Origin of the sequence: Neobacillus novalis NBRC 102450 (assembly GCF_001591805.1) — a bacterium.
Lineage (GTDB): Bacteria > Bacillota > Bacilli > Bacillales > Cytobacillaceae > Neobacillus > Neobacillus novalis.
On the sequence record NZ_BCVP01000042.1, the window covers coordinates 13,199 to 27,480 of the forward strand.

Annotated in this window: 9 protein-coding genes; 1 reads left to right on the forward strand and 8 read right to left on the reverse strand. The window is 39.9% G+C overall.

Going from position 1 to position 14,282, the window contains the following annotated elements; translation table 11 throughout:
* Positions 1-12: 12 nt before the first annotated feature.
* The 6 genes from BANVL01_RS22855 to BANVL01_RS22880 form a co-directional block, all read right to left on the reverse strand.
* Positions 13-930, reverse strand: coding sequence for an ABC transporter permease (locus BANVL01_RS22855; RefSeq protein WP_066093341.1), 918 nt, complete (start codon positions 928-930; stop codon positions 13-15).
* Between the two features lie 26 nt (positions 931-956).
* Complete coding sequence (locus BANVL01_RS22860; RefSeq protein ID WP_066093344.1) at positions 957-2,480, reverse strand: ABC transporter substrate-binding protein; 1,524 nt, start codon at positions 2,478-2,480, stop codon at positions 957-959.
* A 45-nt stretch (positions 2,481-2,525) separates the two neighbouring features.
* The gene (locus tag BANVL01_RS22865) at positions 2,526-3,626 is read right to left on the reverse strand and encodes an amidohydrolase/deacetylase family metallohydrolase (RefSeq protein WP_066093347.1); all 1,101 of its coding nucleotides are present in this window, start codon (positions 3,624-3,626) and stop codon (positions 2,526-2,528) included.
* Positions 3,627-3,641: 15 nt separating this feature from the next.
* A complete protein-coding gene (locus BANVL01_RS22870) occupies positions 3,642-4,610 on the reverse strand; it encodes an ABC transporter ATP-binding protein (protein ID WP_066093350.1) in 969 nt (322 codons plus the stop codon).
* Positions 4,611-4,639: 29 nt separating this feature from the next.
* Positions 4,640-5,605 carry an ABC transporter ATP-binding protein gene (locus BANVL01_RS22875; protein ID WP_066093353.1) on the reverse strand — a complete coding sequence of 322 codons (966 nt, stop codon included), beginning with the start codon at positions 5,603-5,605 and terminating at the stop codon, positions 4,640-4,642.
* Between the two features lie 868 nt (positions 5,606-6,473).
* Positions 6,474-10,538: a beta-N-acetylglucosaminidase domain-containing protein gene (locus tag BANVL01_RS22880; RefSeq protein ID WP_066093356.1), complete on the reverse strand. Its 4,065-nt coding sequence runs from the start codon at positions 10,536-10,538 to the stop codon at positions 6,474-6,476.
* Between the two features lie 567 nt (positions 10,539-11,105).
* Between BANVL01_RS22880 and BANVL01_RS22885 the strand changes: the two genes are divergently transcribed.
* On the forward strand, positions 11,106-12,338 hold the full coding sequence (locus BANVL01_RS22885; protein ID WP_066093359.1) for a cysteine desulfurase-like protein: 1,233 nt from the start codon (positions 11,106-11,108) through the stop codon (positions 12,336-12,338).
* Between the two features lie 227 nt (positions 12,339-12,565).
* Here BANVL01_RS22885 and BANVL01_RS22890 read toward each other — a convergent pair whose 3' ends face one another.
* Both BANVL01_RS22890 and BANVL01_RS22895 read right to left on the reverse strand, forming a co-directional pair.
* Positions 12,566-13,762, reverse strand: coding sequence for an MFS transporter (locus tag BANVL01_RS22890; RefSeq protein WP_066093362.1), 1,197 nt, complete (start codon positions 13,760-13,762; stop codon positions 12,566-12,568).
* The gene (locus BANVL01_RS22895; protein WP_066093365.1) at positions 13,762-14,187 is read right to left on the reverse strand and encodes a MarR family winged helix-turn-helix transcriptional regulator; all 426 of its coding nucleotides are present in this window, start codon (positions 14,185-14,187) and stop codon (positions 13,762-13,764) included. The genes BANVL01_RS22890 and BANVL01_RS22895 overlap by 1 nt, the downstream gene beginning before the upstream one ends.
* Between the last annotated feature and the right edge of the window lie 95 nt (positions 14,188-14,282).

A 14,282-nucleotide genomic window follows, 5' to 3' on the forward strand; every position in this document is an offset into this window, starting at 1 on the left:
GCGATTTCCTTTCTACTTGTACTGAATGCGTGGATCGATTACAACATAAAGTAAGTCCACGATCAGATTAATGATAACGAAAATTCCAGCTAGTAAAATAATCGCTGTCTGCACTAAGGCAAAATCCCGATTATTAATTGCTTGGATAATCATTTGACCTACACCCGGCCAAGCAAACACCACTTCTGTTACAACGGATCCCCCTAAAAGGGCTCCAATTTGTAATCCAACAATTGTTACAACTGGCAGTAAACTATTTCGCAGCGCATGCTTGCCAATCACTTTTCGAGGGAATAACCCTTTAGCTCTTGCTGTTCGAATATAATCAGAACTTAATGCTTCAATTAAGGAAGACCGTAACAACCTGGTAATCAACGCCATCATATGCAATCCTAGTGCGAATGCCGGCATGATCAGATGTTCCCAACCGCCAATTCCTCCTGTCGGCAGGAGTCTCCATGTTACCGAAAATAAGAGAATTAACAGGATTCCTACCCAGAATACAGGCATGGATTGACCAATTAATACTACGGACATTACCAATCTATCAAACCATGTTCCTCTTTTTATCGCAGAAATAATACCAGCTGGAATAGCTACGATTAAGGCGATAATAAGGGATGCACCTGCCAGCTCCAATGTTGCTGGCAGCCGTTCTGTAATTAAGGAAAGCGTGGGTTCGCCATACCTTATGGATTCACCCATATTAAAATGAACCAAGTCCCAGATAAACATTCCATATTGAACAACCAATGGTTTATCCATACCGAGTTGTGCTCGTAAATGATTCATTTGCTCAACCGTTGCATCAGGAGGCAACATGATTGCAACAGGATCACCTGTTAATCTAGCAATAAAAAATGCTACTGTCGCCACTCCTAATAAAACAAAGATTGCATAAATACATCGACGAAGTATATATGAAAACAACTGCTTTCACCTCCTGTGTGATTTGATTATTTAATGGAGGCATTGTACATATTGAGTACACCCATTACATTTGGCTTCCATTCTACATCCTTACTCATCCCATACAAACCATCAAGCTGATACAAAAATAAATATGGTGACTCATCTATTAGCAATTTTTGAATCTGTGAAAACGCATCTAAACGGGTTTTAGAATCAATCGATTGCTCTTCAATATCAACAAGTTTATCTGCTTCTGCATTTTTCCAAGCATTATATCGGCGATCACTCTTAATGTAGGATTGGAAGTTACTAAGTGCATCCATCGTCCAACCAGTATTCCCTAAATAATAAAGTGGAGAGGCTTTTTTAGCAGCAATATTATTGGTTAACGTTGCACCATCCATTAAATTCACTTTAACCTTGATTCCCACTTTTCCAAGTTCAGCTGCAATCGCCTGGACAATATCCACATCTAAGTTATTTGCATCCATCTCTGTGGAAAAACCATCTGGGTAACCTGCTTGAGCAAGTAATTTCTTTGCTTTTTCAATATTATATTTAAAAGGCTTAATGGACTTATCTACACCAAAGTTTTGCGAAGGTACAATCGTCGCCACCCGCTGGGCATGGCCGCCAAGGACCGTATCAATAATTTGTTTCACATTAACAGCATAATTCATTGCCTGACGAACTTCTTTTTTCGCCATTGGTCCTTCTTTCGTCGTATCAATTACCATATAAAAAGTCCGGATCCAAGGGGTAGAAATAACATTAACATTGGAATCGCTTTTCAATTGAGTAGCAACATCCGGTGTTAAGCTTGTCGCAATATCAACTTCTCCTGTTTTCGTTGCCGCAACCATATCGGCTAAATTTGGAATAACTCTAAATGTCAATTTCTTCATTTTTGGTGCACCACGGAAATAGTCGGGATTCGCTTCCATCACCACTTGGTGGTCTTTTTGCCAAGATACAAATTTGTATGGACCTGTACCTACAGGATGTTGGGCAAAATAATCGTCGCCTTTTTCTTTAATATAATTCGGAGGCACCATGACACCGCCAAATAGAACCGTTTTATTCGGGAGAATTGGATCTGAAGCACTTGTGACAAGATTGACCGTATATTCATCAATAACAACAACTTCTTTTACAGTTTTAAGCTCGACAATTGGAGATTTCGTATCCGGATTATTTAACCTGTCGATACTAAATTTAACTGCTTCTGCATTGAACGGCTCACCATTATGGAATTTAACATCTTTACGAAGCTTAAACTGCCAGGTTGTATCGTCAATTGCTTTCCATTCTGTTGCAAGACCGGGTGCAAGTTTATTATTCTCGTCACGTGTAAGCAAGGTATCGAACATATTGATTAAAATGTTCATATCCGGCATTTTCCCTTGTTTTTGCGGATCCAATGTACCCGCATCAGACGCTTGTGCCACTACTAAGCTATCTCGCTTTTTTTCAGAAGAAGCGGTTGAATTATCTTTTGATTTTGAACTTGTACATCCAGCAAGCACCAGAAACACGATTAGAAAAAATGCCAATACTTTACTTTTCATATAATACACTCCTCTTTTTTATGAAAATATATTTTTTCAACTTGCCTACAACGATTTGAAACCCTTGGCTGTAATGACACCTGCTGGAACAATTGCTTCATCCAATTGATAAATTTGACCTTTTGAATCGCGAAATTCTCGATTAGGGTGAGGATTATTGGTTATCCGGAACAGTGTAGCGTGTTTAATCGTACCGTCAAGTTGGCACCATTCATTTAATCCCAGCACTTCCGCCGGGGAAACGGTAACAGATGCAATGACATCTTCAAGTGTCATTCCACAATACATAAGTTTTGTCATCGTTGTAGCAAGATCGAAGACTGGCCCATTTATATTTCGGATATGCAAATCGGTACTTATCGTAAATGGCGTGTACCCCTTATCAATGGCCTGTCTGCACACATCAAAACTAAAACTTGCTGCCCCATGCCCGACATCCATTTTCACCCCTTTGGCGATAGCCTTTTCCAATGCACTCACCGGAAATCCATCTGCTTTCCAAGGTGTTCCAATTTTCCCATGATAACAATGTGTGATGACATCCCCTTCATCGAGAAGGTCAAGAACGTCATCGATAACTGGTGGTGCTTCACCTATATGGACCATCAGAGGCAAGCCTGTTTCTCTTGCAGCTAGTTTTGCGAGCTTCAGTGGTTGAAGCCCCATTTCTCCCACAATTGCCCCACTTGAACGTACTTTAATCCCGCAGATAAACGGTTGATTGTCGCGAACGGCTTGAACGGTTCGGTCAACATTGATAAGGCTTAGGTCAGAAACCTCTCGTAAATGGACCAAGCCAATGGAACTAATATTTAGCCATGCACGAACATCTGTCTCAAACTGGGGGACAACATATTTCCGAAATCCTTCCAATGTTGCCTCTCCTGCGCTGCCGGCGTCAACCACCAAATGTACCCCCTTGCCTAATCCTGCCTCGTCCGGCGTAACACTTAAGGATGTAAATCCATCTAAAACATGCGTATGCAAATCAATCCAACCAGGGCTTAAAAATAGTTCTGTTTCCGTCCCCATTTCAGAAATTGCAATCGGTTCAACCTTGTACCCATCATCGGTTTCTTTTAACAATGCTGTATAGCAGCTTTTACTTACTGGATCGATTACTTTTACTGTCATTTTTTCAATCATATTCGTAAACTCCTTTTACTGGTATAGATGGCAGGCAACTGAATAATGCGGATTTACTTCCTTCAATACAGGGCGAATTTCTTTGCAAACATCCATTACTTTTGGACATCTTGTATGAAAAGGACAACCAGTCGGTGGATTTGCAGGACTTGGAACTTCCCCTTGGAGAATGATTTTTTCTTTCTTTACGTTTCTTTTCGGTTCAGGTGCCGACGAAAGAAGTGCCTTTGTATAAGGATGAAATGGATTTTGATACAGTTCATCTTTATCGCCTATTTCCACCAGATTCCCTAAATACATCACCCCCACACGGTCACTGATATGTTTAACAACAGCTAAATTGTGTGAGATAAAAATATAGGAAAGATCAAACTCCTCTTTAAGTTCCATCATTAAATTTAGGATCTGAGATTGAACGGAAACATCCAGCGCCGAAACAGCCTCATCTGCAACGATTAACTTAGGATTTAATGCCAATGCTCGAGCAATACCTATCCGTTGTCTCTGGCCCCCGGAAAATTCATGTGGAAACCGCGTACGATCCGATTCTTTTAAACCTACCCTTGTTAGTAGGGGGCCCACCTTTTTCTTTGCTTCCTTTAAACTAGCAATTCCATTTACATAAAAGGGCTCGGTGATAATTTGTTCCACACTCATCTTCGGATTTAATGAAGAATATGGATCTTGAAAAATCATCTGGAACTGACTACGGATCCTTCTTAACTTTTTCCCTTCAAGATTGGTAATATCTTGACCATTAAAAATTATTTTCCCTTCCGTTGTATCGAGAACCCGCATAATCATCCTGCCTAGGGTCGATTTCCCGCAACCAGATTCACCGACGATTCCTAATGTTTCACCCTCTTTTAAGGTGAGCGTGACTTCATCAACTGCTTTTACATTCCCGACCGTTTTTAACATTAAGCCTGCAGTAATGGGAAAATATTTTTTTACATTTTGAACTTCCAATAAATTAACGCTCATTTTGGCCTTCCTTTCCTCATAGGTTAAAACTAAACGAGATCGCAACGGACAAAGTGGCCAGGTTTAACCACCCTGAGTTCGGGCATTTTTTCCAGACAGGATGATTGTACCTTTTCACAACGTCCTGCGAATCTGCAGCCGATTGGAAAATCAGATGCATCTGGTACCGTTCCAGGTATCGAATAAAGAACATCTTTTGTTTCTTCTATTGAAGGGATCGAAGCAAGTAATGCTTGTGTATAGGGATGTAAAGTATCCTCGAAAATCGAATCCGCATCAGCAGATTCAACGACCTGACCAGCATACATGACGACAACGTGATCAGCGATTTCAGCAACTACGCCTAAATCATGTGTAATCATGACAATCGAGCTGTTAAATTGGTCTCTCATTTTCTTCATTAATTCAAGTACTTGGGCTTGGATGGTAACATCAAGTGCAGTTGTTGGTTCATCTGCAATCAGAAGCTTTGGTTCGCACGCCATCGCCATTGCAATCATGACACGTTGACGAAGACCGCCTGATAATTGATGAGGATATTCTTTAATAATTTCATTTGCACGAGGAACACCCACAAATTGAAGCATTTCGACGGCACGCTCCAAAGCTTTGCGCTTCGTAATCGAACGATGGCGTAGAAGCACCTCAGATATTTGGTCACCAATCGTCAACACCGGGTTAAGGGAAGTCATTGGTTCCTGGAAGATCATTGAAATCTCATTTCCTCTAATATCTGATATTTGCCTTTCGTTTAGTTTTAATAGGTCCGTACCCTCGAATAAGATTTCTCCATCGACAATTTTTCCAGCAGGTTTCGGGATCAATTGCATAACGGATAATGACGTAATGCTCTTACCTGACCCTGATTCACCGACAATGCATACAATTTGTCCCGGAAATACATCGAGGTCAATTCCATCGACTGCACGCACCTCTTTCCCTTTTCGAGAAAAATAAGTTTTTAAATTCCTAATTGAAAGAAGCGGCTCTGACAAAGAAAAACCTCCCTTTATGAAAATTAGTCTTATGTATTAATTTGATGCTGTATTGCAAAAAGCCATATATGAATGCGGTTTCAATTGGGTGAAAATTCTTTCTAATTAAAATTAAAACACATAGTTTTCAGAATAACAATAATTTTTTTTTTACCTAAAAAACTTTTTGGTTAAGTTTAACTGCAATTAACCATCTGTTCCCTCAATCTTTGGAAACTTTGAACTAACCTGTATTATTCTGTAGTAATGAGCGACAAACTCTATAAACTAACTTTCTTATTTTTTAAAGGGGGGCATTCGTGAAAAAGACATTCATCATTTCTGTAAGCGAGCACATTATTTCGGATTCCTATTTCAACTTTAATCCAGCGGAGAATTTGAAATATTGTGCTATTTTTTCACTTTATTTCAGAATCTGCAATATTCTAATCAAATTACTCCAGCTTAATAATCAATAAAAGAAAGCCCCTAGAAAGGGGCTTCAACTAGAATATTATCTTGTATTTTTTCGCGGTTCTTATACACCTCTTGAGTATGATTGACTTATATTCATCTATCCAAAAGGAGGTTTGTCCGACTCAAACTCTCCGCTCCTGGTGGCAGTAATCAAAGACTATTACTCCTTTCCTTATCATAAGCTACTATCCTCTATAGCTAATCTTAGAACTTCCTCGTCAATCTGATCTTTCTTTAACTGAGATCCAATAATAAACTGTTAATCGATAATGTATTCATAACCTCGAGACCAGCCTTGAGACCATAATGTAATAGCATCCACAACTTTAGTTGGGTCTGGTATATGCCCTTAAAATTCCATCAATCTTCGACAAATATCGAGGCGTGACACAGGCACCGGAACGATGCTTCTCTAATTAATCCAAGCACCGCCTGCCCCAAGTTTATATCCTTGGACGGTTGTGTTAGCGGCCATTTTACCATCTTGGAATAGGTAGTACCATTTGTTCCCGGTGTACACCCAGCCGGTCATCATTTTACCCGTTGAATCTAAGAAATACCACCTGTTATTGGATAGTAGCCAACCGGTTTGCATGGCTCCATTAGAGGCTAGAAAGTACCATTTGTTGGCATCCTTCACCCATCCGGTTTGCATGGCTCCATCGGAAGCTAGGAAGTACCATTTGTTGGCATCCTTCACCCAACCGGTTTGCATGGCTCCATTGGAAGCTAGGAAGTACCATTTGTTGGCATCTTTCACCCATCCGGTTTGCATGGCTCCATTGGAAGCTAGGAAGTACCACTTTTTGTTGGAATTAACCCAACCAACCTGCATTTTACCGTTTCCATCGTCTAAGTAATACCATTTACCGTCAACGAATGCCCACTTCGTTTGCATTTCTCCGTTACTATTAAAATAGTACCACTTGCCCTTATCTAATACCCAGCCTGTTTGCTTGCCAACTAGCTTGTTCGTGGCTGCTTCTAATCTTTTTACTGCCCGGTCTACTTCTGATTGGGTCGCATCTTCTTTGCTCCATACCTTTTCGGCATCAGTCAGAGCCTTTTCCACCGCTGCCCAGCTGTCTGCTGTATACAAGCTTGAATCGAGTGCCTTAACTTCCTTAATTTTGGCATCTAGCTGCGATTTATCCGCTACTTTCTTCAGCTGACTTAATGCACTCTTTAATGCAATCGAAGCCGCATCAAATTCTGTTTGAGTTGCATTTTCTCTTTGGAGAACTTTGTCTGCAAGTTCTTTAGCTGACTCTAAAAGACTCCAGCTATCCTTTGTATAGTCACTGCTTGTTAATTCTGTTACTTGCTTATATAAAGCAATGAATTCGGAAATATTCCCGTCCCTTTTGTCAACCTTAACTTCATAAATCGACGGAGTGTTTCCCTCTGTCCAGTCAATTTTCAGATCTAATATGTCTTGAATTAGATTCGTATTAAAGGATTGGTATCCTGATGTAATCGTTCCAAGTTCTTTCCAACCATCTAACGTTTTTACGGAAACGGTACCTCCGGACAAATTACTTGGATCCTCTAAAATGGTAATACCAGTAACCCTTGTTCCCACTTCCCCGATATGATAAAGGATTTCTCCAGCTCCTGTTCCTGCTGGTTTAAACTTTGTACTTAATTTGCCATCAATGATATTGTTAACACCAAAACCAATGTTAGTCATGGATTCTGTTGTAATGGTAGGGTCATTTATTTCTGGGAATAGTTCGCCATCATTAATAACGATTTCTTGCATTTTAAGCCAATTACCTGTCCCCACTTTAGTTTGGGTAAGTTTAAACCGTAAAAATTTTGCCTTTTGATTTAAATCTCTCACTTCTTTAAAACGATATGGCGCCTCATGTTTATCGAAAATATCCCCAATACGATCCTGATCCGTTACTTCCCCTTCATTTGGACCGTCCTGGTTTCCGATGGTCATAACGGTATTCCACTCTTTGCCATCCAAAGAAGCTTCTAGAACAGCATGACGCGGGAAATCCTTTTCACCTTCTGCCACATATAATTTTAAGCTAGTAAGCGAAATAATTTGACCTAAATGATAGGTAATATAATCTCCTGCCTTTTGCGCTTTATCCGTCCAAGTATGCGTTGCTAAATTACCATCTAAAAGAGATAGCGGTGATGATTGATAGAATGTAAGATTCGTATCTTGCAGCGATTTCGGCTCCACCTCATAGGATGTCACCTTAAATGTATCCAAGCTAAATTCAATGGCTTCAGATTTTTTATTAATCAACCTTACGTATCTTGCGCCATTTCGATTATTCACGTTTTCGACTGTATTCCACTCGATACCATTTAAAGATGATTCTAGAGTTAATCTATCCACTGCTGGTACATCGATTTCGATAACATCTTTTATTCGGCTTAACTTAATCCCCACATATTCATTTTCTTTCAGTGTGATATCTGTTGTACCATCAATAGACGTTATCTCTGGCTTTTCTATTATCGACAATTTTTTATATCCATCTACATTCGTAAAAATACTTGCTTTCGTTTCCGCTTTCTGAAGATCTAAAAACTTTGCCACCTTAGGCGTGATTTTATTCTCCAGATTATTCGTAAATGGTTGTAACCTTTTGGCAGCTGGTTTTGCTTTCATGGTTCCGCTTATAAGTAGACGATCGTAATCTAAGCTTCGCTGACGTAAAGCAATTGCTTGTCCAAAATGATTCCATGTGTCTGCTTTATTACCATCTTCAATCGCGATATCTGTTTTAATAAACTCGATATCAGCAAGAACCATATCTCTCAATGCCTTGACAAATGGCTCTAACTCTTTTTTCAGGTTAGCATTTTTTGTTTTTGCTAAGAATTCATTTGCCGCATCGGATATCTTTTGCAATTCAGCAGTTGCTTCTGGTGCAGAATCTTTTAACGTGCTGCCACTATTTACTTTAGACGTGATCGTATCTAACAAACTCTTAATATCCTCACTCTCTGAAAGGGTCAGGCCGCCTGGATTGGCATCAGACATATGTTTTGCTAAAATATGCAATTCCTTTTCCACATTAGGTTCGATATATTTAAAGCTATCTTCCCAACTTTTTTGGGCATTAAACGTCTCTGTGTTCCAGGCATAATCAGCAACGGCAAAAATCGCTACTTTCGATGCCTCTGCTTCTTGCATTGGGTTTGTCACCGCACCAGCAAGGTTTTGAATGCCAGTCTGCAGCATTTCCCCTTTTCCTAAAAATACGCGCGACATATCGACGTCATTGACAGGCCAGTTTAGCCAGAATAATGGATCTCTTCGTGTTACGCCACCATTACTGCTGTTTTTAAAGGTATTAATGGTCGACTGATTGATCGGAGCACAAGTAGTTGACCCCGTCCAGAAAATTTGAATATTTTTATCGAATCCTTTTTCATAGTCATTCAACTCGGCAGGATTCCAAGCCCAGCCTGAGTTATAGCTGGCGGGGCAATACAACGTATCATACACATCGCCTTTTGCTTTTGCCCATTCTGAAACGGAATGCATCAATGCGACAACATAATTACGTGGCAAACTGCCGACATCATCACCTAAAACGCCGAATTGTCGAACTCCTACATCGTATAATTGATCGAATTTTGCTAGCATCTTAGCGGTATTTTCCTGAAGCTTAAGCATCGGGTCGCCGCCTGTTTGCGAGATCTTGGCCACTTCAGCTAATGGAGATATCGTCCAAACGAAACGAGTTTTCGTTTCATTCCCTACTTGTGCCATTTCTCTAATTTCTGCTAATTTTTCGGGTGGATAAGCTTCCGCCCATTTTTCTCTGTGGAAAGGGTCATCCTTTGGTGCAAATACATAGGATGTCGCTTTAAATTGACCGCCAAACCGCATCAACGACATGCGATCTTCATTGCTCCATGGAATTCCGTAATACCCTTCAATAAATCCTCTAATTTTTGTATTGGCATAGTCTTGAATCGTTAAATTTCGTACCTCTTTGCCGGAAGCTTGGGCCAAGATGGCGTTTAACGTTACCACACCATAGAAGCTGGCGTCCGTGTCTTTTCCTAAAATCATGATCGTATTGTTTTGAATGTCTAATTGATACGCATCAATTTTCGAAAAGTCCATATCTTGGCTCGTATTGTTAGTGGCAGCATACGTATCCACTGGGCCGTTTGAGCCCTTCGTACCGATCAATACATTAACTTTATCATCCGCTACCTGCGTCCCAATGGTCGGAGCCGGGTAACCATTTTCTTTGAAAGTATCTTCTACTTTTTTTCTCGTTACGGAATCAATGGTGTCATCGTAGATAACTTGAATGGTTTTGTCTAATTTAGTCGAACCTTGATGATAGGTTACTTGATGAGGTATAGGGTATATTTCATACTCGATTGGGGCATTTTCATTTGCAGCAGCGGGCGGTGCTTTCATTCCAATGACTGTACTAAAAAGCACAACAAAAATGAGCACCAGATTAAGCAAAAGCCTTTTTTTCAATTCGTTTCCCTTCTTTCTCCTGAATTTGAATATTTCGACTATTGAATCCCTGTTGATCGGCTTTTCCTTCTGATCGCAACACTTCCTTCGTTTATTTTTTCTATAATTGGTTTTTTTTCAAATAAAAAAGGCATGAAAAACGACCGAGAATGCTCTCGTTCTGTTTTCCATGCCTAGTATCATCTAGTCACATGAAACCAATTATATACCGAAATTGTAAACCGCTTACATTCCAATGTCAATCTATCTTTCGGACTATTCCAACTACTTCACAGGGACGGTTTTCATGGTTATTTTCCTAATAAATGCCGGCAGAACCGTTTCCATGGACTTATTCTATTCCATTTGGATAAGTTGAAATAAACATGATTTCAGCCTCCAAAAACTTCCCATAAAACTATTTTATTGGAAAAATATCTATTAAAAAGTTCTGAATTTTTTGGTAAAATGATATCAATAACGCAAAAATGGTACTTGATGTATGTGGTGCTCTCGCCCGATTTCTAATGCATTATTGCTTTAAACTTTTTTTGGGTGATCAAATAAGTGAAAGGGGGAATAAATAACATGACTCAACAATTAAAGGCTTTTCCAATTAACGAGGTACGCAGTCAATTTCCAGCATTAAAACGAGAATTTAATGGATGGGAAGCAGTTTACTTTGATGGGCCTGGAGGTTCACAAGTCGTCAAGTCTTCGATTGATGCGATAACAAAATATATGGAAAATGGCGGTGCTAATTTGCACGGTTCCTTTCCATCAAGCCATGAGACAGAAGAAATTATCGCAAATGCAAAAGCAATTATTGGTGATTTTCTAAATGTGAAGCCAGAGGAAATTGCTTTTGGTGCAAATATGACAACGTTAGCATTTGCGATTGCCCGTGCACTAGGGAGGAATTGGGGCAAGGGTGATGAAATTGTTGTCACTGAAATTGACCACCGGGCGAATGTTGATACCTGGTTGACGATGGCCGAAGATAAAGGGTTAACGGTCAAATGGATAAAGGTTAATCCTGACACATTAACATTAGAATTAGATCATTTGAATGAAATTATCAATCAGAATACCCGCCTTGTTGCAGTCGGTCTTGCTTCGAATGCAGTAGGGACAATCAGTGATGTTGAGACAATTGCAAAAAGAGCAAAAGCTGTGGGTGCATTAGTTGCTGTTGATGCTGTTCATGCTGCACCACATATTCCTATTGATCGAGAGCAAATGGGAGCTGATATATTATTATGTTCAGCTTATAAATTTTTTGGCCCGCATGTGGGAATAGCCGTCATACGAGAAAATGCGTTTGAAAACTTAACCCCTTTTAAACTAGCACCAGCACCAACGTATATACCAGATAAATTAGAAACCGGCACACAAAATCATGAAGGAATCGCTGGAATTACCCCTGCAATCGAGTTCATTGCGAGTTTGGGGGAAGGAGAAACACGGAGGGAACAGATTGTATCTGGTTTACAGCAAATTGAAGCCTACGAAAATAAACTAGCAAATAAAATACGAATAGGTTTAGCTGAAATGGACAAGGTCACCCTATATCAAGCAGATGCTTCTGTACCAAAGACACCTACGATTGCCTTTACCATTGACGGATACACACCGCAGGAGGTTTGTAGAAGATTATCAGAAGAACATGGGATTTTTGTCGCAGATGGTCATTTCTATGCTTCTACACTGGGTGATATTTTAGGAATTAACGGGAGCGGAGGCTGGATTAGGGCAGGACTTGCTCCATATAATACTGAGGAAGAAGTGGAACGCTTTCTAAATGCTATTAAGCAATTTTAATTACGATTGCGTGGTTCAATCCTATTCCGAATCGGGTGGTGTCAGGCACCGCAATTAACATTCACCTTAACCGTTCGGCTGGCGAAAGCCTACCCGCGGGGGTGGTGTAATGTTATTCCGTGGAACAATGCTGTGAAACAAGATAATTCGAGGCGTGACAGGCACCGGAATTAAAAAAATCCTCCTGTCTACTTGACAAGGAGACAGGAGAATTTACTCGAGTTTTTTTAGTGTGCTAATTTTCGAAAACGTGTTTCTTTTAACCCATGAAGGAAGAAATAAAGCACGCCAGTTACAAGAATGACCACAGCCATAATCGCATACATCTTCGCATAGCCTGTATAGGGCGTAATGTAACCGAGTAAATATGGTGAAAGACCCAGTCCTGCATCGTAGAAGATGAAGTAGGTTGACGTTGCAAGCCCCATTCGAGCTGGCGGCGTTTCTTTAATGGCAATTGCTTGTGTAGCAGATTGCATGTTTCCAAAGCCGAGACCCATAATGGCGCCGGCAAGAAGAAGTACCCAACTGCTACCCGCAACACTTAAGATAAACATACTAATCGCATATAAAATAAACGCTGGATACATGATAATATTGGCGCCCTTGTTGTCCATTAAAGGCCCTGAGAACGGACGTGAAACAAGCGCGATAATGGAATAGACAAGGAAGAAGAAACTTGCGGCTGTAACAAGATTAATTTCTGTTGCGTAAAAGTTAATGTAAGTTAAAACACTTGAATAACCAAAGCCAAGAAGTAAGATGATAATCCCAATTGGCACCGCTTTTGGTTCGATAAAGTTTTTAATGGAGATGCCTGATTTTTTCTCATTTTGCTGTGCAGGTGTTTTTTTGATAACAACAGGCACTTTTAAACTGATACTGATCATAAAACTAATGACACCTAAAATTAAGCATAATGTAAAGATAACAGGGAAGGTTGTACTGTGCAGCATATAAAGACCAATAAATGGTCCGAGCGCTGTAGCAAGCGTTGTACTCATGCTATAATAGCTGATTCCTTCTGCTCTGCGCGGCGCCGGAATAATTTGTGCAACAACTGTACCAGCAGCTGTACTTGCCATCCCGTGTGTAATCCCGTGAAGGAGACGCAATAAAATTAAAAAGCCGATGCCAAGATGCACGAAATATAGTGCTGTCATCGCAATAAATAAAAAAGCACCCATAATTAATAGTCGTTTGCGCCCAATTTTATCGATAATGCTGCCGCAGATGAAGCGGCCAATCAGTGCACCAATGATGAATACACCACTAACAAGCCCAGATTGACTCACCGTTGCATGATATTCATCAATCGCAAATGTCGCAATGGTTACAACGAGTAAATAGAAAACTAATGTGAGAAGGAAGTTAATAAGTGAGACAATAATAAAATCCTTTGTCCATAATTTCGTATGTTGCATTAATGAAGCTCCTTTTCATTCTTAAGATTACCATCGATTTTCGGGAAAATTTCGTAAGCGATTTTACGTTCATGCTCTGGAATGTTATCCATTATACGAAATTCAAGCTCTGTGATGTCTTTACGTACAACGCGATAAATGTTCTCGCCTATATCCGTTAATTGAATAATTTTTTCCCGTTTATCATTACCTAAAATTTGTTCAACGATGCCAAGATCCATTAATTTCTTGACACGTCTTGTAATGGTTGGTTTTTCAACCTCATGTCGAGCTGCAATTTCGACCAATGTAGAAGCCCCACGATGTTTCAAATGATAAATGACAATCCATTGTGAATACGTGATGCCATAGGTACTCATCAGCTCGTTCAATCTCGTAATTACCGGTCTATATAAAGCTAAAAAACGCTGTAAATAACCTTCCAAACTAAATCCCCCTATTTTAGTTACCCAAGGTAACTAAATGATTACCGAAGATAACTATATCACAATCTCATAAAGACTGCAACGAACCACAGGGA